At 76.7% G+C, this 23521-nt stretch carries 13 protein-coding genes; 12 read left to right on the top strand and 1 reads right to left on the bottom strand.

The genetic code is table 11. The annotated features are described in order from the left end of the window. The first annotated feature begins 4 nt into the window (after positions 1–4). From ACI8AC_RS08100 to ACI8AC_RS08045, 12 genes are all read left to right on the top strand, one after another. A complete protein-coding gene (locus ACI8AC_RS08100) occupies positions 5–1261 on the top strand; it encodes a DUF4032 domain-containing protein (RefSeq protein WP_456896947.1) in 1257 nt (418 codons plus the stop codon). 125 nt (positions 1262–1386) lie between these two features. After that, positions 1387–3954, top strand: a complete 2568-nt coding sequence (locus ACI8AC_RS08095; protein WP_456896945.1) for an alpha/beta fold hydrolase — start codon at positions 1387–1389, stop codon at positions 3952–3954. A 250-nt stretch (positions 3955–4204) separates the two neighbouring features. Next, positions 4205–6808 carry an alpha/beta fold hydrolase gene (locus tag ACI8AC_RS08090; protein WP_456896943.1) on the top strand — a complete coding sequence of 868 codons (2604 nt, stop codon included), beginning with the start codon at positions 4205–4207 and terminating at the stop codon, positions 6806–6808. A 104-nt stretch (positions 6809–6912) separates the two neighbouring features. After that, positions 6913–8664: a sensor histidine kinase gene (locus ACI8AC_RS08085; protein ID WP_456896941.1), complete on the top strand. Its 1752-nt coding sequence runs from the start codon at positions 6913–6915 to the stop codon at positions 8662–8664. Next, positions 8661–9365, top strand: coding sequence for a response regulator (locus tag ACI8AC_RS08080; RefSeq protein ID WP_456896939.1), 705 nt, complete (start codon positions 8661–8663; stop codon positions 9363–9365). The genes ACI8AC_RS08085 and ACI8AC_RS08080 overlap by 4 nt, the downstream gene beginning before the upstream one ends. Positions 9366–9559: 194 nt before the next feature. Continuing rightward, positions 9560–9970 (top strand): response regulator, encoded by a 411-nt coding sequence (locus tag ACI8AC_RS08075; RefSeq protein WP_456896936.1) that lies wholly within the window; start codon positions 9560–9562, stop codon positions 9968–9970. 173 nt (positions 9971–10143) lie between these two features. Continuing rightward, complete coding sequence (locus ACI8AC_RS08070; RefSeq protein ID WP_456896934.1) at positions 10144–12378, top strand: MMPL family transporter; 2235 nt, start codon at positions 10144–10146, stop codon at positions 12376–12378. Positions 12379–12642: 264 nt separating this feature from the next. Further along, on the top strand, positions 12643–13413 hold the full coding sequence (locus ACI8AC_RS08065) for an ABC transporter ATP-binding protein (protein ID WP_456896932.1): 771 nt from the start codon (positions 12643–12645) through the stop codon (positions 13411–13413). Between the two features lie 2 nt (positions 13414–13415). After that, positions 13416–15968, top strand: coding sequence for an ABC transporter permease (locus tag ACI8AC_RS08060; protein ID WP_456896931.1), 2553 nt, complete (start codon positions 13416–13418; stop codon positions 15966–15968). A 140-nt stretch (positions 15969–16108) separates the two neighbouring features. After that, complete coding sequence (locus ACI8AC_RS08055; protein WP_456896929.1) at positions 16109–17938, top strand: glycoside hydrolase family 15 protein; 1830 nt, start codon at positions 16109–16111, stop codon at positions 17936–17938. A 100-nt stretch (positions 17939–18038) separates the two neighbouring features. After that, positions 18039–19829: a thiamine pyrophosphate-requiring protein gene (locus ACI8AC_RS08050; protein ID WP_456896927.1), complete on the top strand. Its 1791-nt coding sequence runs from the start codon at positions 18039–18041 to the stop codon at positions 19827–19829. Positions 19830–19835: 6 nt separating this feature from the next. Then, the gene (locus ACI8AC_RS08045) at positions 19836–23054 is read left to right on the top strand and encodes an FAD-binding and (Fe-S)-binding domain-containing protein (protein ID WP_456896925.1); all 3219 of its coding nucleotides are present in this window, start codon (positions 19836–19838) and stop codon (positions 23052–23054) included. Here ACI8AC_RS08045 and ACI8AC_RS08040 read toward each other — a convergent pair. Then, a complete protein-coding gene (locus ACI8AC_RS08040) occupies positions 23023–23445 on the bottom strand; it encodes a PaaI family thioesterase (protein WP_456896923.1) in 423 nt (140 codons plus the stop codon). The two genes, ACI8AC_RS08045 and ACI8AC_RS08040, sit on opposite strands and share 32 nt — an antisense overlap. Between the last annotated feature and the right edge of the window lie 76 nt (positions 23446–23521).

Below are 23521 nucleotides of genomic sequence, written 5' to 3'. Positions count from 1 at the left end.
CGCCATGCGCTTCCTGTTCCGCCCCCCGGCCACCGAGGCCGCCGGCCTGCTGGCGCTGCCGTGGGCCCGCCCGCTCGCCGACTGGCCCGGTGACGTCCTCCTCGACGTGCCGCAGCGCGGCGTCTCCCGGCACGTCGTCCGCTTCGTCGCCGCGGACGGCGCCGAGGGCGGTCGCTCGGCCTACGCGCTCAAGGAGATGCCGGAGGAGCTGGCCCGCAAGGAGTACGCCCTGCTCACCGGGTTCGCCGAGGAGGGCCTGCCCGCCGTCGAGGTGCTCGGGGTCTGCGTCGACCGCGGGGAGGGCCTGCCGGCGGTGCTGGTCACCCGCTACCTCGACTGGTCGGTCTCCTCCCGCTACCTCTTCTCCTCCGGCCGGGTCGCCCTGGGCAGCCCGTCGGTGGCCCAGCTGCTCGAGGCGATGGCCGCCCTGCTGGTCCGGCTGCACCTGGCCGGGGTGGTGTGGGGCGACTGCTCGCTGTCCAACACGCTCTTCTGCGCCGACGCCGGCAGGCCCTCGGCGCACCTGGTGGACGCCGAGACCGTCGAGCGGTACCCCTTCCTCACCGGGGAGCAGCGGCGGGCCGACGTCGCCCTGGCCGTGGCGCGGGTCGCCGCCGAGCTGGCCGACCTCGCCGCCCGCGGGCTGCTGCCGGCCGGCGTGGACCCCGGGGTGACGGCGGAGGGGCTGCGCGCGGCCCACGACGCGCTGTGGGCGGAGGTCACCCGCGAGGAGCCGCTCGCACCGGAGGACCCGCGGCAGCAGGTCGAGCAGCGGGTGCGGCAGCTGGGCGACCTCGGCTTCGACGCCGGCGAGGTGGAGCTGGTCACCGACGCCGGCGGCAGCCGGCTGCGGGTGCGCACGCGGGTCTCCGGGCCCGACCGGCACCGGCGGGAGCTGGCCCGCCTCACCGGCCTGGAGGCCGGTGAGAACCAGGCCCGCCGGTTGCTGCACGACCTGCACCGCCACCGGGCCGAGCTGGAGCGGCGGACCGGCGCGCCGGTGCCCGAGGAGGTCGCCGGGCAGCGCTGGCTGGCCGAGGTGTGGGCGCCGGTGGTGGAGGCGGCCCCGCCTGAGCTCACCGGGCGGCTGGCCCCGGCCGAGCTGTTCCACGAGGTGCTGGAGCACCGGTGGTTCCTCTCCGAGCAGGCCGGCGGTGACGTGGGGACGGCGGCCGCCGCGCGGTCCTACGTCCGCACGGTGCTGCCCCGCACGCCCCAGGTCAGCGGCCGGGCCGCGGTCCTGGCCCGGACGGCGCCCTGACCCCGGCGCCGGGCCGACCCGAGCGGGGCGCGGAACCCCGCCGCGGGGCCGGTGCGTTCGAACGGAGTGCAGTCCGCGCCCGTAGTCCCGGGCGACCGCGAGCCGACACCGACAGGGGCCTCCCCGTGACCGAGACCGCCGCCCGCAGCACGGCCGCACCGACCGCCCGCGTCCCGGCGCTGCGCCCGCCGGGGCCCGACGACACCGTGCCCGCCCGGCTGGCCGAGCTGGCCGCCGCCGTCCCCGACGCCGTCGCGCTGGACGCCGCCGACGGCCGGCTCACCTACGCCGGGCTGCACGAGCGGGTGCGCGCCCTCTCCGGTGAGCTGGCCGCGCTGCTCGCCGAGCAGCCCGGGCCCGCGGCGGTGGGCATCTGGGCCGAGCAGGACACCACCAGCGTCGCCGCGCTGCTGGCCGGGTCGACCACCGGCCGCCCGGTGGTGGCCCTCGACGTCACGCTGCCCGCCGAGCGGGTCGCGCAGATCGCCGGGAGGGCCGGCGTGACCGTCGTCCTGGCCGACGACGCCCGCCGCGAGGCCGCCGCCGCGCTGCCCGGGGTGACCACGGTCCGCGGCCTGCGGCCGACCCCGGGCGCCCCGACGGCCGAACCCCCGCCGCTCACCGGGGACACCCCCGCCTCGCTGCTGTTCACCTCCGGCACCACCGGCGTCCCGAAGGGGCTGGTGTACACGCACCGCACCGTCCTCGGCAGCGGCTACAACCACCGCGACGCCTGGCGGCTGACCCCCGACGACCGGGTAGCGATCGTCTTCCCCACCTCGTTCGCCGCCGGGCAGATCACCCTGTTCACCACGGTGTTCAACGGGGCGACCGCCTGCATCCGGGACGTCCGGGTGCACGGCGTCGCCGACGCGGTGGAGTGGGTGCAGCGGGCGCGGGTCACCGTGCTGCCGTGCGCGCCGTCGCTGCTCCGGGCGCTGGGCGCGGCGCTGCCGGAGGGCTCCGTGCTGCCCGACCTGCGGCTGGTGCCCACCGGCGGGGAGAAGGTCTTCGGCCAGGACGTGCTGGACCTGCGCCCGCACCTGCGGCCCGACGCCAGCGTCATGAACTGGCTCGGGTCGTCGGAGACCCAGGGGCTGGCCACCTTCGAGGTCGGGCCGGACGACCCGGTGCCGGCCGGGGTGCTCCCCGCGGGGCGCGCGCTGCCGCTGCACGAGTTCGAGGTCCTCGCCGACGACGGCACGCCCGTGCCGGCCGGGCAGCCGGGCACCCTGCACGTCACCTCGGCGCACCACGCCGCCGGCTACTGGGCGGACCCGGGGCTGACCGCGGAGAAGTTCACCCCGCTGCCCGACGGCCGGGTGCGGGTGCGCTCCGGCGACCGCGCCACGCTCGACGAGGACGGCGTCATGCGGCTGCTCGGCCGCGCCGACGACGCGGTCAAGATCCGCGGCTACCTGGTCGAGCCCGCCGAGGTGGAGGCGGCGCTGCGGGCCCTGCCCCAGGTGCGCGACACCGTGGTCCGCGCGCAGCCCGACGAGCGCGGCCTGGACCGGCTGGTCGCCTGGGTGGTGCCCGACGCCTCGGGCGGCACCGCGTCGGCGGCCACGGTGCGCTCCGGCGTGGCCCGCCGGCTGCCCGACTACATGGTGCCGCGGGACGTCGTCCTGCTCGAGGAGCTGCCGCGCAACGAGCGCGGCAAGGTGGTGGCCGCGGAGCTGCCGCCGGTGCCGCCGCGGCCCGCGCCGGTGCCCCCGGCGACGCCCGACGAGGCCGCGCTCGAGCCGATCTGGGCCCGCATCCTGCACCTGGAGCACGTCGGCCGCGACGAGAGCTTCACCGCGCTCGGCGGGGACTCCCTCGCGGTGGAGGAGATGCTGGCCTCGGTCACCTCCGAGCTCGGTGCGGAGCTGACCACGGCCGACCTGGCCGAGCACCCGACGCTGGCGGGCTTCGCCGAGCTGGTCGGCGCCGCGCGGCGGGACGCGCGCGGCACCCGCCGGGCCAGCAACGTGGTCCGGCTGCGCACCACCGGCACCCGGCCCCCGGTGCTCTGCTTCGCCGGCGCGGGCGGGGCCGCCGCGGCCTTCGCGCCGCTGGCCGGCGCGCTGGGGCCCGACCAGCCGGTCTACGCGCTGCAGGTCCACGGGCTCGAGGACCGCGGGGTGCCCGACTGGAGCGTCCGCCTCGCCGCCCGCCGCTACCTGCGCCAGGTGGAGCGGATCGCGCCGGAGGGCCCGGTCGTCCTCGTCGGCCACTCGCTGGGCGGGCTGTTCGCGCTCGCGGTGGCGCACCTGCTCAACCGGCGCGGCCGCCAGGTCGTGGAGCTGGTGCTGGTCGACACCTACCTCCCGCTGCGGTCCCGCCCGGCGACCGCGCCCCGCCAGGGCCCGGCCGCCGACCCCCTGCCGGCGCGCGAGCTGTGGCGGACCCGGCTGCAGGTCGCGACCGCCGGGCTGGTGCGCCGCCCGCCCGAGGTGCAGAAGGAGGTCTTCCACCAGCACGGCGCGCGCATCGCCCGGGTGCACCGGCCCGCGCCGTGGCCGGGCCGGGCGCTGCTCGTGCAGTCCACCGAGAACGACGACGACCCGGCCTGGTGGGACGCCGTGCTCACCGGCGAGCACGAGGTGCTGCGGCTGGACGGCGACCACAACGCCGTGCTGCGGCTGCCCTACGTCGTCCGCCTCGCCGAGCACCTCACCGCGACGGTCGACCGGCACCTCGACCGCTGACCCCGCCGGCCGCACTCCCACCGCGCTCCGCCGCGATCACGGCGCCGGAACCGCCGACCGGGCCCCGGACGTGGCCCCGGCGCCATGATCGCCGGCGGGGGCGGGACCCGATCGGGTGGACCCGCCCGGCGGGCGCGCCCGCCGCGTTGACCGGCCTTTCGGCGCTGGGGCACTGTCGGTCGCCCAGCCGCAGGACGCCCGCGCCGAGAGCCGAGGACGACCGGGAGCCGAGGACGACCGAGAGCCGAGGATGACCCAGAGCACGCAGCGCCCCACGGCCGCCGACCCGGCCGTTCCCGAGCTGGTCGTCCCGGGCCCGCACCGCGGCATCCCCGAGCGGCTGGCCGAGCTGGCCCGCGCCGTCCCCGACGGCCCGGCGCTGCAGTCCGAGGGGCGGGTCCTCACGTGGGCCGGGCTCGACCGGCGGGTGCGCACCCTGGCGGCGCAGATGCGCCCGCTGCTCGACGGGGCGGGGGACGGCGCGGTCGCCGTCTGGGCCGAGCAGGACGCCGACAGCGCCGCCGCCATCTGCGCGGTGACCGCGACCGGCCGGCCCTGCGTCGTCCTCGACGTGACCGTGCCCGTCCCGCGGGTGGCCCAGGTGGCCGAGCGGGCCGGGGTCACCGTCGTCCTCGCCGACGACGCGCGGCGGGAGGCGGCCGCCGGGCTGCCCGGGGTGACCGCCGTCCGCGGCCTCGTCCCTGCCGGCCCCGTGCCCGACGGCCTCCTCCCCGCCGGCCCCGTGCCCGACGGGGACGGGCTCGGCGGGAGCCGGTCCGGCACCCCCGACCTGCTCGACACCCCGGCGCTGCTGCTGTTCACCTCCGGCACCACCGGCGTGCCCAAGGGCGTGGTGTTCACCCACCGCACCGTCCTCGGCTCGGCGTACAACCACGGCCGGGCGTTCCCGATCGGCCCCGGCGACCGCGTCGCGGTGGTCATGCCGACGTCCTTCGGCGCGGCGATGAACGTGCTGTTCGGCGCCCTGCTCAACGGCGCCACCGCCTGCGTCCGCGACCCGCGGGTGCACGGCCTGGCCGACCTCGCCGGGTGGCTGCGCCGCGAGCGGGTCACCGTGCTCTGCTGCACCCCCTCGCTGCTGCGCGCGCTCGGCGGGGTGCTGCCGCCCGGCTCGGCGCTGCCGGACCTGCGGGTGGTGCCCACCGGCGGGGAGAAGGTGTTCGGCGCCGACGTGGCGGTCGTGCGCCGGCACCTCGGCGGGCACGTCGCGGTGCTGAACTGGCTGGGCTCCTCCGAGGGCTCGGGCCTGGCCGCCTACGAGGTCGCCCCCGGCGACCCGGTGCCGGAGGGGGTGCTCCCGGCCGGCCGGCCCCTCCCGCTGCAGCAGCTCGACGTCCTCGGCGCGGACGGCACCCCGCTGCCGCCCGGGGAGCCCGGCGTGCTGGCCGTCACCTCCGCCTACCTCGCCACCGGCTACTGGCGCGACCCGGTCCAGACCGCCGAGCGCTTCACCCCGCTCCCGGACGGGCGCACCCGCTTCCGGTCCGGGGACCGGGCACGGCTGGACGCCGACGGGGTCCTGCACCTGCTCGGCCGGGCCGACGACGCGGTCAAGATCCGCGGCTACCTGGTGGAGCCCGCCGAGGTCGAGGCCACGATGCGCGCCCTGCCCGCCGTCCGGGACGTCGTGGTCCGCGCCGTCGAGGACGACGCCGGCACCCCGCGGCTGGCGGCCTGGGTGGAGCCCGACCCGGCCGGGGGGACGGCGTCGGCCGCGCTGCTGCGGGCCGGGGTGGCGCGCTCCCTGCCGGCCTACATGGTGCCCTCCGCGGTGGTGCTGCTCGAGCAGCTGCCGCGAACCGAGCGGGGGAAGGTCGACGTCCGGGCGCTGCCGCCGGTGCCCGGGCGGCCGGAGCCCGAGCCGCCGGCCACCGCGGACGAGGCGGCGGTCGAGCGGATCTGGGCGGCGCTGCTGCACCTGGAGGCCGTCGGCCGCCACGAGAGCTTCACCGCGCTGGGCGCCGACTCGCTCACCGTCGAGGAGATGCTCGCCCAGGTCACCGTGCAGCTCGGCGTCCGGCTCACCACCGCCGACCTCGCCCAGCAGGCCACCCTGGCCGAGTTCGCCGCGCTCGTGGCCCGCGGCCGGAGGCGGCGGCCGGGCACCGACGTCGTCCACCTGCGCAGCGGCGGCAGCCGACCCCCGCTGTTCTGCTTCGCCGGCGCGGGCGGGGCCGCGGCGGCGTTCTCCGGGCTGGCCGTGGCGCTGGGCCCGGAGCAGCCGGTGCACGCCTTCCAGGTGCACGGCCTCGAGAGCCGCGGGGTGCCGGACTGGACGGTCGGCCGGGCGGCCCGCCGCTACCTGCGCGAGATCGAGCGGCTGGCGCCCGAGGGGCCGGTGGTGCTCGCCGGGCACTCCCTCGGCGGGCTGTTCGCCCTGGCCGTGGCGCACCTGCTCAACGAACGGGGCCGGGAGGTGCGGGAGGTGCTCCTGCTCGACACCTACCTGCCGCTGGCCGCGCGCGACCCGCGGGCCCCGGTCCGGGTGGGCCCGGCGGCCGCGCCGCTGGCTCCCCGGGACCTGTGGCGCACCCGGGCGCTGGTGCTCACCGCCGGCCTGCTCCGGCACCCGCCGGAGGTGCACAAGGAGGTCTTCCACCAGCACGGCGCGCGGCTCGGTCGCTTCCACCGGCCACGGCCGTGGCCCGGCCGGGCGCGGCTCGTGCTCTCGGCGGAGAACGACGACGACCCGGCCTGGTGGGCCCGGGTCCTGACCGGCGAGCACGAGGTGGTCCGCGTCGACTGCGGCCACAACGCGCTGCTGCGCTCGCCGTACGTGGAACGGCTGGCCGCGCTGCTGGCCGACGACCTCGCGCGGGTCGCCGCGGGCTGACCGGGCTCCGGGCGCCACCGGTCGCCCGACACCTCGAGTTGCGGCTGGAGTCCTCTCGACGTGCGGAACGGCCGCTACAGTGCGCGGGTGGGCAGATGCCGTCGGTGACCGAGCCCCCGGCCCAGGAGCTGCAGCGGCGCGACGCCATCCTCGACGCCGCCCGCTCGGCCACCGAGCGCCTCCTCGACGGTGACGGGGACTGGCGGACGCACCTGCCCGGGATCCTCGCCGCCTTCGGGCGGGCCGCCGAGGTCAGCCGGGTGTTCGTCTCCGACCACCTGGTCGACGAGCAGGGCCGGCTGTGCAGCCGCAGCATCGGCGAGTGGGACGCACCCGGCATCCCCGTCGCCGGGGACGACCCGCAGCTGCAGGCCATGCCCTACGAACCCGACTTCGGCCGCTGGGAGCGGCTGCTCGGCCGCGGCGAGGTGATCGCCGGGGCGGTCCGCGACTTCCCGGCGTCGGAGCGGGCCCTGTTCGAACCGCAGGGCGTCGTCGCCACCGTCGTCGTCCCGGTGTTCGTCGAGGGCGAGTTCTGGGGGCACGTCGGGTTCGACGAGTGCACCCGCGAGCGCACCTGGTCGGCCGCGGAGCAGGCCGCGCTGCGCACCGCCGCGGCCATCATCGGCCTGGCCGTCCGGCTGGAGCGCACCCGCGCGGCGCTGCGCGCCGAGGAGTGCGAGCGGGTGGCTGCCATGGCCCTGCTGGAGCGCCGGGTCGCCGTGCTCGGCGAGGTCGCCGGGCGGCTGACCGTCGACGAGCCGCTGGAGGTGACCGCCCACGACGTCGTCCGCATCCTGGTCGGGGCCGGCGCCGGCGTGGCCGCGGCGCTGCACGTCGTCGACGCCGACGGCCGGCTCGGCGTCCTCGCCAGCTGCGGCCTGCCGGAGGGGTACGAGGACGGGCTGCGGGCCACCTGGGCGGCCGGCGCCGACCTGCCGACCACGGCCGCGCTGCGCGACCAGCGGATGCTGCTCATCCGGGACGCGCCGGCCCGCAAGCTCGCCGACCCGCGGGCCGCACCCCTGCACCGCTACCTCGCCGACGTCCCGTGGGACACCGTGCTCTCCCTGCCGCTGGACTCCCTCGGCCGCAGCCTCGGCGCCCTGCACCTCTACCGGCCGGCCGGCCCGGACCCCGGGCCCGACGAGCTGGCCTTCCTGCGGGCGGTCGCCGACCAGACCGCCGTCGCCGTGGAGAACGCCCGGCTGCTGGCCGACGGGCGCCGCAACGCCGCCCTGCTGGAGCGCCAGCGGCTGGCCCGGGAGCTGCACGACTCGGTCTCCCAGGCGCTGTTCTCCATGACCCTGCACGCCCGGACCGCGCAGCTGGCCATGGCGAAGCTGGGGCTCCCCGACGACGGGCTGCTCGGCCGCACCGTCGGCCAGCTGCGCGAGCTCACCCAGGGCGCCCTCGCCGAGATGCGGGCGCTGATCTTCGAGCTGCGCCCGGGAGCCCTGGCCGAGGAGGGGCTGGTCGCGGCGGTCACCAAGCAGGCCGCGGCGATCGGCGCCCGGGAGGGGCTGCCGATCACCGTCACCGGCCCCGTCGAGCGGCCGCCGCTGCCGGCCGAGGTCGAGGAGCACCTCTACCGGATCGTGCTCGAGGCGCTGCACAACACCGTCAAGCACGCCCGCGCCGGCGCGGTCCGCGTGACGGTGACCGACGGGGACGGGCTCACGGTGGTGGTGGCCGACGACGGCGCCGGCTTCGACGCCGGCGCCGACCACCCCGGGCACCTCGGCCTGCGCACCATGCGGGAGCGCGCCGCGGCGATCGGCGCCGACCTCGGGATCGACAGCGCCCCCGGCCGGGGGACGCGCACCACCGTCCGACTGCCGGGAGGCGGCTCGTGAGCATCCGGGTGTTCCTCGTCGACGACCACCGGGTGGTCCGGGAGGGCATGCGCGCCTTCCTCGACCTCGTCGACGGCCTCGAGGTGGTCGGGGAGGCCGCCGACGGGCGCGCCGCGCTCGACCGGATCGCCGTCCTCGAGCCGGCCGGGCAGCTGCCCGACGTCGTGCTCATGGACCTGCTCATGCCCGAGCTCGACGGCATCGCCACCACCCGGGAGGTGAAGCGGCGCTGGCCGTCGGTGGAGGTGGTCGCGGTGACCAGCTTCCTCGAGGAGGCGCAGGTGCGGGCCGCGCTGGAGGCCGGCGCCGGCGGCTACCTGCTGAAGGACGCCGAGGCCGACGACGTCGCCGCCGCGATCCGCGCCGCGGCCCGCGGGGACGTGCACCTGGCCCCGGCCGTCGCCCGGGAGCTCACCGCCGCGCTGCGGGCCCCGCAGGTCGGGCCGGTCACCCTCACCCCGCGCGAGCGGGAGGTGCTGGCGCTGATCGCCGACGGCCGCGCCAACCGGGAGATCGCCGGAGCCCTGCAGGTCAGCGAGCGGACGGCGCGGACCCACGTGAGCAACATCCTGGCCAAGCTCGGGCTGGCCTCGCGGACCCAGGCGGCCATGTACGCCGTCCGCGAGGGGCTGGTGCCCGGGGCGACGGGCGGCCCGGCGCTGCCCCGACCCCGCGGCGGGCCGGGCGTGCCCGCGCGCTGACGCCCTGACGCGGCCGGGCCCGCCCCGGCCGGGGTCCACCCGCACCCCGCGGGGGCCTACGTCATCCGGCCGAGGCCGCGGGCGGGATGACCGAGCCGCAGTCCGGTCCTCCGTCGGATCCGGGCCCCCCGCCGCGCGCCCAGACTCCTCCGCGGGCGGGCTCCCGCCCGCGGACGGACGGGGGAGGCGGACGCGTGGGCACCCGACCCCTCCGGCTGCTGGTGGCCGACGACGACGCACGGGTGCGCCGGGCGCTGCAGGGCGTGCTGTCGGACGTCGACGGCCTCGAGCTGCTCGGCATCTGCGGGGCGGCCGAGGAGCTGAGCCGCCGGGCGGCGTGCGGCCGCCCCGACGTCGTGCTCCTGGACCTGCACCTGCCCGACGCGGGCACCGGGCTGGCACTGCTCGCCCGGCTGGCGCGGACCGCGGTCCGCGTGGTGGCGATGAGCGCCGCGGGCGGCCTCCGCGGGGCCGCGATGGCCGCGGGTGCGGCCGGCTTCGTCGAGAAGGACGGCGTTCCCGAGGCGCTGCTCGAGGCGCTGTTCGCGGCCGGGGCAGGGGCTCCCCCCAGCGCAGGACCGGGGGCGGATGGGGGCGCTCCCTGATGGTGGCCGACCCGGGCGCGCCGGGAGGCTCGCCGCGGCCGGTTGTCGGGCTGCCCCGACACCCACCCGGCCAGCTGGCGGGATGGGCGACCGCCCCGCCGACCAGCAGATTCGACGACGCACCCGTGCACCGCCGCGGGCCCGCGGGGCCCGCCGACCGACAGGAGACCACCGTGGACGGACGCGGCAACCTCGCCGCCCGCACGGGCCGCTGGAGCGCCCGGCACCGCAAGACCGCGATCCTCGGCTGGCTGGCCTTCGTGGTCGCCGCCGTCGTCCTCGGCGGGATGCTGCCGCAGGGCGAGCTGACCGACGCCGAGCGGCTGGTGGGCGCCCCGGCCCAGGCGCAGCGCATCCTCGACGAGCACGGCTGGGAGGAGCCGGCCGCGGAGATGGTCCTGGTCCAGCGGGAGGACGGCGTCCCCGAGGCCGCCGCCACCGCGGCCCTGACCGACGTCGTCGCCGCGCTCGAGGCCACGCCCCAGGTCACGGACGTGGTGAGCCCGCTCGCCGGCGCGCCGCTGGTGTCGGCCGACGGGCGCTCGGCGCTGGTGACCTTCGACATCCGCGGCGACCCGGAGACCGCGGAGGACCGCATCGGCCCGATCCAGGACGCGGTCGCCGCGGTCGCCGCCGACCACGCCGACGTGCGGGTCGAGCAGTTCGGCGGCACGAGCGCGGGCCTGGCGCTCGACGCGGCGCTCGAGGACGACTTCCAGCGGGCCGAGTACCTGTCGATCCCGATCATCCTGTCGGTGCTGCTGCTGACCTTCGGCGCGGTCGTCGCCGCCGTGCTGCCGCTGGTCTTCGCGCTCACCGCGTTCGCCGGGGCGCTGGGGCTGCTCGGCCTGGTCAGCCAGGTCTGGCACGTCGACGGCAACGCGCAGACGGTCATGCTGCTCATCGGCCTGGCCGTCGGGGTGGACTACTCGCTGTTCTACCTCAAGCGGGAGCGCGAGGAGCGGGCCCGCGGGCGCTCGGCCGCCGAGGCGCTCGACGTCGCCGCCGCCACCTCCGGCCGCTCGGTGCTCATCTCGGGCATCACCGTGATGCTGGCGATGGCCGGCATGTTCCTCACCGGGTTCTCCGTCTTCACCGGCATGGGGATCGCCACCATCCTGGTGGTCGCCACCTCCGTGCTCGGCTCGCTGACCGTGCTGCCGGCCCTGATGAGCTGGCTCGGCGACCGGGTGGAGAAGGGCCGGCTGCCGTTCCTGCGCCGCCGCCGGGACGCCGCCGGGGGCCGGTTCTGGCCGGCGGTCCTCGGGGTGGTGCTGCGCCGCCCGCTGGTCGCGGCGGTCGTCTCAGCCGCGCTGCTGGTCGGCCTCGCCGTCCCGGCGCTGGGCCTGTCGCTGCGCAACGAGGGCATCACGGACCTGCCGCAGGAGCTGGCCGTCATCGGTACCTACGAGCGCATCGCCGAGGCCTTCCCCGGTGGATCCGACCCGGCCGAGGTGGTCGTCGAGGCCGCCGACGTCACCGCGCCCGAGGTGCAGGCCGCGATCGCCGACCTGCGGACCGCGGCCCTGGCCAGCGGGCAGATGAACGAGCCGATCACCGTCGCGGGCAACGACGCGGGCACCGTCGCCGTCGTCTCGGTGCCGCTGGTCGGGGACGGCGAGGAGCAGGCCTCCCGCGACGCGCTGGTCACCCTCGCCGACGAGGTCGTGCCGGCCACGGTCGGCGCCGTGGACGGCGTCACCGCGGTGACCGCGGGGAGCACCGCCTACTCGGTGGCCTTCGAGGAACTCATGGCCGAGCGGACCCCGTACGTCTTCGGGTTCGTGCTGCTCCTGGCCTTCCTGCTGCTGCTCGTCTCGTTCCGGTCGGTGGTGGCCGCGGTCACCGCGATCGTGCTCAACCTGCTGTCGGTGGCGGCGGCCTACGGCGCGCTGGTCCTGGTGTTCCAGGAGGGCGTGGGCGCCGACCTCATCGGCCTGGACTCCACCGGCCCGATCGTCAACTGGATCCCGCTGTTCCTCTTCGTGATCCTGTTCGGGCTGTCGATGGACTACCACGTGTTCATCCTCAGCCGGATCCGGGAGGGGCACGACCGCGGGCTGCCCACCCGGGAGGCGGTCCGGTCGGGCATCACGTCGTCCGCCGGCGTGGTCACCAGCGCCGCCGGGATCATGGTGCTGGTCTTCCTCTGCTTCGTCGCGCTGTCGATGACCTCGATGAAGCAGGTGGGCCTGGGGCTGGCGATCGCGGTGCTGCTCGACGCGACCGTCGTCCGCGCGGTGCTGCTGCCGGCGGTCATGCAGCTGCTCGGCGACGCCAACTGGTACCTGCCGCGGTGGCTGCGCTGGCTGCCGAGGCTGGAGCACGAGCCGGCCTCCCGGACGGCGGCGGTCGTCGTCCCGGCCCCCCGCCCGGTGCAGGAGGAGCCGGTGCTCGTCCGGGACTGATCCCCGCCGCGTCCGCCCGAGTGCGACGGACCCGTGGCCGTCGATCGCTGATGGCCACGGGTTCGTCGCACTCACCGGGCAGCTGCCGGTCCGGCCGGCGGACGCCCCCTCCGGCACCGCGCCGACCCGACCCGCACTGCCGGGCGGGGACCACGGCCTACGTCAAAGCGCCGAGGCCGCACCCGGCCGCCGGGCCGATGTGCCCGCCGCCCGGCCGCTCGACGATCACCGGCAGCATCCCCCACCCAGGAGTTGAACCCCGCCATGTCGGCACCGAGCACCACCCCCCTCATCGACCCGCCCGCGCAGCCGCGGCCCGCGGCCGCCGCCGTCGACGCGGTCAAGGCCTACGGCACGGGCGAGGCCGCGGTCCGCGCGCTGGACGGCGTCACGGTCGCGTTCGACCGGAGCCGGTTCACCGCGATCATGGGGCCCTCCGGCTCGGGCAAGTCCACCCTGCTGCACTGCCTGGCCGGGCTGGACACGCTGACCTCCGGCGACGTCCGCCTGGGCGAGCAGTCCCTGGGCGGTCTGTCGGACAAGCAGCTCACCGCGCTGCGCCGCGACCGCATGGGCTTCGTCTTCCAGGCGTTCAACCTGCTGCCCACGCTCACCGCCGCGGAGAACATCCGGCTGCCGCTGGACCTCGCCGGCCGCGCGGTCGACCAGGCCTGGTTCGACACCGTCGTGGCCGCGGTCGGCCTCGCCCCGCGGCTCGGCCACACCCCGGCCCAGCTGTCCGGCGGCCAGCAGCAGCGCGTCGCCGCCGCCCGCGCGCTGGTCACCCGCCCGGAGATCGTCTTCGCCGACGAGCCGACCGGCGCGCTGGACTCGCGGTCCGGGGCCGACCTGCTGGCCTTCCTGCGCCGCGCGGTCGACGAGTTCGGCCAGACCATCGTCATGGTCACCCACGACCCGGTCGCGGCCGCGCACGCCGACCGGGTGGTCTTCCTCGCCGACGGCCGCGTCCGCGACGAGCTGACCGCCCCCACCACCGAGGCCGTCCTCGACACCATGAAGCGGCTGGGCGGCTGACCATGCGGAAGGTCATCTGGAAGGGCCTGCTGGCCCGCAAGCTGCGGCTGGCGCTGACGGCGGTCTCGATCAGCCTCGGCGTCGCGTTCGTCTCCGGCACCTTCGTGCTCGGGGACACCATGACCGCCACCTTCGACCAGCTCTACGAGGGGCTCACCGAGGGCACCGACGTCACCGTCCGCGGCGAGTCGGCGTTCACCGACACCAGCACCCTGGGTGCGACCCGGCCCTTCGACGAGTCGCTGCTGGCCGAGGTCGAGCAGGTCGAGGGGGTCGAGGCCGCGGCCGGCGCCGTCACCGGGTACGCGCTGATCCTCGACCGGGGCGGCGAGCCGGTGCAGCCCGGCGGCGCACCCACGCTGGGCGCCAACTTCCCCTCCGCCGAGGAGACCGACGCCGGCCTCACCGCCGGGTTCACCCTGCGCTCCGGCGACGCCCCGGCCGGCCCCGGCGAGGTCGCCCTGGACGCCGCGACGGCCCGCGACCACGGCTTCGCCCCCGGCGACCCGGTCACCATCCTGTTCGCCGACGGGCCCCGCGACTTCGTCGTCAGCGGGATCGCCGGGTTCGGGGAGGCCGACAACCTCGCCGGGGCCACCATGGCGGCCTTCGACCTGGCCACCGCCCAGCAGGTGCTCGGCAAGGTCGGCCTGCTCGACGGCATCGACGTCCGCGCCGAGGACGGCGTCCCCCCGGGCGAGCTGCGCGACCGGCTCGCCGCCGCGCTGCCCGACGGGCTCGAGGCGGTGACCTCCGAGCAGGTGGTCGCCGAGAACAGCGCGGCGGTCGCCGACGCGCTGGGCTTCTTCACCACCGGGCTGCTCGGCTTCGCCGCCGTCTCGCTGCTGGTCGGCGCGCTGATCATCTGGAACACCTTCTCGATCCTGGTCGCCCAGCGGACCCGCGAGCTGGCGCTGCTGCGGGCCGTCGGGGCCTCCCGCCGCCAGGTGCGCACCTCCGTCGTCGTCGAGGCGCTCGTCATCGGCCTGGTCGCCGCGGCGCTCGGCCTCGGCCTCGGCATCGGGGTGGCGGTGGGGCTGCGCGCCGCGCTGGGGGCGATCGGCCTCGAGGTGCCGACGACGACGCTGCAGGTCGAGCCCCGCACGGTCGTCGCCGCGCTGCTCGTCGGCGTCGTCGTCACGGTGCTCGCCGCGCTGCTGCCCGCCCGGCAGGCCACCCGGGTGCCGCCGGTGGCCGCCCTGCGCGCCGTCGACGCCCCGGCCCGGCCGGTCGGGCGGGTGCGGCCGGCCGTCGGCGCCGTCCTCACCGTGCTCGGTGCCGCCGGGCTGACCTGGGCGATCGTCGGCGAGGAGCAGCTGGCCGCCGCCGGGCTCGGCACGGTGCTCACCCTGGCCGGCGTGCTCACCCTGGCCCCGCCGATCGCGACCGCGGTCACCCGGGTCGTCGGCGGCCCGCTGACCCGCCTCGGCGGGACGACGGCGGCACTGGCCCGGCGCAACGCGCTGCGCAACCCGCGGCGGACGGCGAACACCGCGACCGCGCTGATGATCGGCCTGGCCCTGGTCTCCACGGTGACCGTGGTGGCCTCGTCCATGAAGGCCTCGGTGGCCGACGTGCTCGCCGACACCAGCCGGGCCGACTTCATCCTCAAGGCCGCGGGGCAGACCGCGCAGGGGCTGCCGCCGCAGCTGGCCGAGGAGCTGCGGGGGGTCGACGGCGTGGGCACGGTGGCGCAGCTGCGCGTCACCACGGTGCAGCGGGACGGCGCCACCACCGCGGTCACCGGCCTCGACCCGGCCACCGTCGAGTCGGCCGCCGACCTCGAGGTGAGCTCCGGGGCGGTCGCCGACCTCGGCGACGGCTCGGTGCTCGTCTCCGACGCCGTGGCCGGGGCCGACGGCCTGGCCGTGGGCGACGCGGTGGAGATCGTGTTCAGCCAGACCGGGGCGCAGGAGTTCACGGTCGCCGGCACCTACGGCAACACGACCCTGCTCGGCAGCGACTACGTCGTCACGCTCGACGCGCTCGCCGCCAACGGGGGCGCCGGGCTCGACACCGCCGTCCTGGTGGTGGCCGAGGACGGCGCCGACCCGGCCGACGTCCGGGCCGGTCTGGAGGCGGTGACCGCCGCCTACCCGATCGCCCAGCTCGACGACGCCGAGTCGTTCACCGAGTCGCAGGCGCAGACCATCGACCAGCTGCTGGCGATCGTCACGATGTTGCTGGCGCTCGCGGTGGTCATCGCGCTGCTCGGCATCGTCAACACCCTGGCGCTGTCGGTGTTCGAGCGGACCCGCGAGCTCGGCCTGCTCCGCGCCGTCGGCACCACGCGCCGGCAGGTGCGGGCGGTGGTGCGCTGGGAGTCGGTGATCGTCGCCGTCCTCGGGGCGCTGCTCGGCGCCGTGCTCGGGCTGGCCTCCGGCGCCGCGCTCACCCGCGGGCTGGCCGGCGAGGGGCTGACCGTGCTGGAGATCCCCGGGGACCGGCTGGGCCTCTACGTGCTGGCGGCCGCGGTCGCCGGCGTGCTCGCCGCCATCGGCCCGGCCCGGCGGGCGGCGAAGGTCGACGTCCTCCGGGCGGTCGCCGCGACCTGACCGCCCGGCCGAGGGACGGAGAACGTCGGGGCACGGGAGGCCCTCCCCGCGTCGGGAGCCCGGGGACGGGTGGACGGCTTCCCGTGCCTCGGCGGGCGCCCGGGGTTTGCGCCGCCGCCGGGGCGCGCACCCCGCAGGGGGTGCCCGGGAGGATCGAGGACTACGGCCTGATCGGCGACCTGCAGACGGCGGCGCTCGTGGGCCGCGACGGGTCGATCGACTGGCTGTGCCTGCCGCGCTTCGACTCCGCGGCCTGCTTCGCCGCCCTGCTGGACGACGAGCGGGCCGGGCGCTGGCTGCTGGCACCGGTCGCCGGGGGGACCTGCACCCGGCGGCGCTACCGAGGGGACTCGCTGGTCCTGGAGACCGGGTGGGAGACCCCGGAGGGAGCCGTCCGCGTCGTCGACCTCATGCCGATCCGCGGCGAGGCGGCCGACGTCGTCCGGATCGTCGAGGGCCTCTCCGGCCGGGTGACCGTGCGCAGCGAGCTGCGGCTGCGCTTCGACCACGGGCACGTGCCACCGTGGAGCCGGCGGCTGGACGGCGACCTGGTGGCGGTGGCCGGCCCCGACGCGGCCTGGTTGCGGACGCCGGTGGAGACCGAGGAGCGCGACGGCGGCTGGTGCGCGGAGTTCGCCGTCGGCCCGGGGGACCGGGTGCCGTTCGTGCTGACCCACGCGCCCTCCTACGGGCCCGCGCCGCACCCGGTGGACGCCGAGGAGGCCCTGGCCGGCACGGAGGCGTTCTGGGCCGACTGGATCGGCCGCTGCGACTACGCGGGCGGGTGGGCCGACGCCGTCCGCCGCTCGCTGGTCACGCTCAAGGCGCTGACCCACGCCCCGACCGGCGGCATCGTCGCCGCGGCGACGACGTCGCTGCCCGAGGAGCTCGGCGGCGTCCGGAACTGGGACTACCGCTACACCTGGCTGCGCGATGCCACCTTCACCCTCCAGGCGCTGCTCGGGACCGGGTACGTCCGCGAGGCCTGCGAATGGCGGGACTGGCTGCTGCGCGCGGTGGCCGGAGACCCGGCGGAGCTGCGCATCATGTACGGACTGGACGGCACCCGGCGCATCCCGGAGTACGAGCTGCCCTGGCTCGCCGGGTACGAGGGCTCCGCCCCCGTCCGGATCGGCAACGCCGCGGCGGGCCAGCTGCAGCTGGACGTGTGGGGCGAGGTGCTCGACGGGCTGCACCTGGCCCGGGAGGCGGGGCTGGAGAGCACGCCGGACGCCTGGGCGGTGCAGCGCGGCCTGCTCGACGTGCTGGAGGGCTCGTGGGACCGGCCGGACAACGGGCTGTGGGAGGTCCGCGGGGAGCGCCGGCACTTCGTGCACAGCAAGGTGCTGGCCTGGGCCGGGGTGGACAGCGCGGTCCGGGCCGTCGAGCAGCACGGCCTGGACGGCCCGGTGGAGCGCTGGCGCGCGCTCCGGGCGCGGATCCACGCCGACGTCTGCGCCCGGGGGTACGACCCGGACCGGAACACCTTCACCCAGTCCTACGGGTCGCGCTGCCTCGACGCGGCGCTCCTGCTCATCCCGCGGTTCGGCTTCCTGGACTGGCGCGACGAGCGGGTGGTCGGCACCGTCGACGCCGTCCGCCGGGAGCTCACCGAGGACGGCCTGCTGCTGCGCTACCGGACCGGCCCCGGCGGGACCGACGACGGCCTGCCGGGCCACGAGGGTGCCTTCCTCGCCTGCAGCTTCTGGCTGGTCGACGCCCTGGCCGGCACCGGTCGCCGGCGGGAGGCCGAGCAGCTGTTCGAGCGGCTGCTGGACCTGCGCAGCGACCTGGGCCTGCTCAGCGAGGAGTACGACACCCGCGCCGGGCGGCAGGTCGGCAACACGCCCCAGGCGTTCAGCCACGTGGGGCTGGTCAACGCCGCCCGCCACCTCTCCGGTACCCGGCCGGCCGAGGAGTGCGGCACGGGGCAGAGCGGGCTGCCGGAGGAGCCCGGGCACCTCACATGACGAGGGCGTGACGAGGGGCGGTGGCCCGTTTCCCCCCGGGGAGGGGGGCTACGGGACCGGTGAGGTCCTGGCAGACGACCCGATCGTGGGAGTGATCTCCATGCCGCAGACCGTCGCCGACTACCTGCTCGCCCGGCTCCGCGAATGGGGGGTGCGCCAGGTCTTCGGGTATCCCGGGGACGGCATCAACGGCCTGCTCGCCGCCTGGGGCAGGGCCGACAACGACCCCGAGTTCGTGCAGTCCCGGCACGAGGAGATGTCGGCCTTCGAGGCCGTCGGCTTCGCCAAGTTCAGCGGCGGCTTCGGCGTCTGCGCCGCGACCAGCGGGCCCGGCGCGATCCACCTGCTCAACGGGCTCTACGACGCCAAGCTCGACCACGTCCCGGTCGTGGCGATCGTCGGGCAGACCGAGCGCTCCGCGATGGGCGGCGGGTACCAGCAGGAGGTCGACCTGCTGACCCTGTTCAAGGACGTCTGCAGCGACTACGTGCAGATGTGCACCGTCCCCGAACAGCTGCCCAACCTCGTCGACCGGGCCATCCGGATCGCGGTGAGCGAGCGGGCGCCGACGGCCCTGATCTTCCCCTCCGACGTCCAGGAGCTGGACTACGAACCGCCCGGCCACCAGTTCAAGGAGGTCCCCTCCAGCCTGGGCCTCGCCCCGGCGAGGCCGCAGCCGGACCCGGCCGCCGTCCGGCAGGCCGCCGACATCCTCAACGCCGGCGAGAAGGTCGCGCTGCTGGTCGGCCAGGGCGCCCGGGGCTGCCAGGCGGAGCTGACCGAGGTCGCCGACCTGCTCGGCGCCGGCGCGGCCAAGGCGCTGCTCGGCAAGGACGTGCTGCCCGACACCGAGCCCTGGGTGACCGGGGCGATCGGCCTGCTGGGCACCCGGCCGAGCTACGAGATGATGATGGGCTGCGACACGCTGCTCACCGTCGGGTCGAACTTCCCCTACACCCAGTTCCTGCCCGAGCTCGACCAGGCGCGGGCGATCCAGATCGACCGCTCCGGCAGCTGGATCGGCATGCGCTACCCCTACGAGCTCAACGTCGTCGGCGACGCGAAGGCCACGCTGCAGGCGCTGATCCCGCTGCTGCGGCGCACGACCGACCGCTCCTGGCGGGAGAAGATCGAGTCCGACGTCGCCGGCTGGTGGGAGACCATGCAGCGGCGCGCCATGACCGATGCCGACCCGGTCAACCCGATGCGGATCGTGCACGAGCTGTCCGAGCGGCTGCCGGCGAACGCGATCGTCACCGCCGACTCCGGCAGCGCGGCCAACTGGTACGCCCGCCACCTCCGCTTCCACGGCGACGTCCGGGGCTCCCTCTCCGGCACGCTGGCCACGATGGGCCCCGGCGTGCCCTACGCGATCGGCGCCAAGTGGGCGCACCCCGAGCGCCCGGCGATCGCCCTCGTCGGCGACGGCGCGATGCAGATGAACGGCCTGGCCGAGATGATCACCGTCCGCCGCTACTTCGAGGAGTGGTCCGACCGCCGGCTGGTCGTCGCCGTCTTCCACAACAACGACCTCAACCAGGTCACCTGGGAGATGCGGGCGATGGAGGGGGCGCCGAAGTTCGCCGAGTCGCAGGTCGTCCCCGACGTCGACTACGCCGCCTTCGCCCGCGGGCTGGGGTTGCAGGGCATCAACGTCGACGAACCCGACGACGTCGGACCCGCCTGGGACGCCGCCCTGTCCGCCGACCGCCCGACGCTGCTGGACATCCGCTGCGACCCCGACGTCCCCCCGATCCCGCCGCACGCGACCGTCGAGCAGGCGATGGCCACCGCGAAGTCGGCGCTCAAGGGCGACGAGGACGCCGCCGGCTTCGTCAAGCAGGGCGTCAAGCAGAAGGTGCAGGAGTTCCTCCCCGGCACGAAGGGCTGAGCGCCGGTGGCCCCGGTCGACCTGCCCGCCCCCGTCGTCCGCCCGCCCGAGGACCCCGCCGCCGGCGTCGACGTCGCCGCCCTGGAGCGCGACCTGCGCGCCCGGGTGGACGGCGAGGTCCGCTTCGACGCCGGGTCCCGGGGCGCCTACAGCACCGACGCCTCCAACTACCGGCAGGTGCCGATCGGGGTGGTGGTGCCCCGCACGGTGGAGGCCGCCGCGGCGGCGGTCGCGGTGTGCCGGGAGCACGGCGCGCCGCTGCTGGCCCGCGGCGGCGGGACGAGCCTGGGCGGGGAGTGCACCAACACCGCCGTCGTCCTGGACTTCGCCAAGTACTGCACCCGGCTGCTCTCGGTCGATGCGGAGGCACGGACCTGCGTCGTCGAGCCGGGCATCGTGCTCGACGAGCTCAACGCGCAGCTGGCCGAGCACGGCCTGGAGTTCGGGCCGGAGCCGGCCACCCACAGCCACTGCACGATCGGCGGGATGATCGGCAACAACTCCTGCGGGGCGACGGCGCAGCGCACCGGCAAGGTCGTGGACAACGTCGTCTCGTTGGAGGTGCTGCTCTACGACGGCACCCGGATGACCGTCGGCGCGACCTCCGACGAGGAGTACGCCGCGATCGTGCGGGCCGGCGGCCGCCGCGGGGAGGTGTACGCCCAGCTGCGGGAGCTGCGGGACCGGTACGCCGACCTGATCCGGGAGCGGTTCCCCGAGGACGTGCCCCGGCGCGTCTCGGGCTACAACCTCGACTCGCTGCTGCCCGAGAAGGGCCTCCACCTGGCCCAGGCCCTGGTCGGCTCCGAGAACACGCTGGTCACGGTGCTGCGGGCGGAGCTGCGGCTGGTCCCGGTCGTGGGGCACCACGCGCTGGTGCTGCTCGGCTACCCCGACGCGGTCACCGCGGCCGGGGACGTGCCGCGGATCGTGACCCACGAACCCATCGCGCTCGAGGGCCTGGACCGGGAGCTGATCCGGTACCAGCAGCGCAAGGACCTCAACCCCGACGCGCTGCAGCTGCTGCCCGGGGGCCCGCGGGCCTGGGTGCTCGCCCAGTTCGGCGGCGCGGACGACGACGAGGCCGTCGGCCGGGCCCGGCGGTTCGCCGAGGCCGCCGACAGCTGGGAATCGGCCCCGACGGCGACGGTCTTCGAGGACGAGGAGGCCCAGATCCAGATCTGGCAGATCCGCGAGTCCGGCCTCGGCGCCACCGCCCGCGTCCCGGGCATGCCCGACACCTGGCCGGGCTGGGAGGACTCCGCGGTCGCCCCCGCCGACCTCGCCGGCTACCTGCGGGACCTCAAGGCGCTCTACGAGGAGTTCGGGTTCGCGCGCACCTCGGTCTACGGGCACTTCGGGCAGGGCTGCGTGCACACCCGCATCCCGTTCGACCTGGAGACCGCCGGCGGGGTGGCCGGGTTCCGGGAGTTCGTCGAGCGGGCGGCCGACCTCGTCGTCTCCTACGGCGGGTCGTTCTCCGGTGAGCACGGCGACGGCCAGGCCCGCGGCGAACTCCTGCCGAGGATGTTCGGGGCGGAGCTGACCGAGGCCTTCGCCCGGTTCAAGGCGGTCTTCGACCCCGACGACCGGATGAACCCCGGCAAGGTCGTCCCCGCCCGCCGCCTGGACGAGGACCTGCGCCTGGGGGCGGACTACTCGCCCCGGCCGGTGGAGACCCACTTCGCCTACCCGCACGACGGCGGCAGCTTCGACGAGGCCGTGCAGCGCTGCGTGGGGGTGGGCCGCTGCCGGCGCGACCACGGCGGGGTGATGTGCCCCTCCTACATGGTCACGCGGGAGGAGGAGCACTCCACGCGGGGCCGGGCCCGCCTGCTGTTCGAGATGCTGGCCGGGCACGAGGACTCCCCGATCCGCGACGGGTGGCGCTCGGAGGCCGTGCGGGACGCGCTGGACCTCTGCCTGGCCTGCAAGGGCTGCAAGACCGACTGCCCGGTCAACGTGGACATGGCCACCTACAAGGCCGAGTTCCTCTCCCACCACTACGCCGGCCGGCTGCGCCCGCTGGACCACTTCAGCCTGGGTTGGCTGCCCCTGGTCGCGAGGGCGGCCACCCGGGCGCCGCGGCTGGTCAACGCCGTCTCCCACGCCCCGGTGCTCGCCCGGATCGCCACCGCGCTGGGCGGCGTCGCGCCGGAGCGGGAGATCCCGCAGTTCGCCGAGGAGACCTTCCGGTCCTGGTACGCCGCCCGCGGCCCGCGGGGGAGCGGTGAGCGCGGCGAGGTGGTGCTGTGGCCGGACACCTTCAGCAACTCCTTCCACCCGTCGCCGGCCCGGGCGGCGGTCGAGGTGCTGGAGGACGCCGGCTGGCGGGTCGTCGTCCCGCAGGAGGCGGTCTGCTGCGGGCTGACCTGGATCTCGACCGGGCAGCTGGACGTGGCCAAACGGGTGCTGCGCCGGACGATCGACGTGCTCCGGCCGCACCTGCAGGCCGGGACGCCGGTCCTCGGGCTGGAGCCGTCGTGCACCGCGGTGTTCCGGGAGGACGTCGCCGAGCTGTGGCCGGGCGACCCCGACGTCCGGCGGCTGCGGGAGCAGACGGTCACCCTGGCCGAGCTGCTCACCGAGCGCACCCCCGGCTGGGAGCCGCCGGAGCTGCACCGCCGCGCGCTGGTGCAGACGCACTGCCACCAGCACGCGGTCATGGGCTTCGACGCCGACGTCGAGCTGATGCGGCGGGTGGGCCTGGACGTGCACGTCCTCGACTCCGGCTGCTGCGGGCTGGCCGGAAACTTCGGGTACCAGAAGGGCCACTACGAGGTCTCGATGGCCTGCGCCGAGCGGGTGCTGCTGCCGGCCCTGCGCGACGCCGACCCCGGGGACGTCGTGCTCGCCGACGGCTTCAGCTGCCGCACCCAGATCGAGCAGGGCGATTCCGGCGGCCGTGCGGCGGTGCACCTGGCCGAGCTGCTCGCCGCCGCGCTGCGCGGCGACCCCGCCCGGCCGGGGCAGCGACCCGAGGAGGCCTACGCCGAGCGGCCGTCGACCTCCCGCGCGGCCTCCTGGGCGGTGCTGGCCGGGACGGCGGCGGCCGGGGCGCTGCTGACCGGCGCCGTCGTCCGGGCCGCGCGGGGTGTCGGCGCGGTCCGCGGCACGGCAGAGGAAGCCCTTCCCACGTCCGCAGGCCCCCGACGGGGGAGAAGCCTCCTGCGCCGCGGGTCCTGCGGTGCGGTCAGGCCCGCGGGCGCAGCAGCGACTTGGTGACCGAGCCCATCGCCACGACCTCGCCGTCCACCGTGGCCTCCGACCGCAGGAACGCCAGCGTGCGTCCGCGCCGCACCACCTCGGCGCGCAGCAGCACCCGGGCACCCTCGCCCACGCCCCGCAGCAGCGAGGACGTCGCGTCGTGGGTGACCGCGTTCTCCTCGGCGCCGAGGTCGGGCAGCAGGCGGACGTAGGCGGCGACGTCGAGGAGGGCGGCCACGATGCCGCCGTGCAGCACCCCGGCGTTGTTCAGCGCCGGCGGCCCGACGGGGAGCACGATCCCGGCCCGCGGGTCGGCGGGGTCGGCGAGCGCCAGGCCCAGCCAGCGGTGCAGCGGCACGTCGAGGACGCCCTGCACGCGGTCGGCGAGCACGGCGGGGTCGGCGGTCACCCGGCCACCCTGCCAGCCGCGCCCGGGGCCGCGCGGACCCCCTCCCCGGACCACTTTGCGGTCACGTGACGAATCC

The organism is Geodermatophilus sp. SYSU D00758, assembly GCF_054049955.1.
This window is presented reverse-complemented; position numbering and strand designations above follow the sequence as displayed.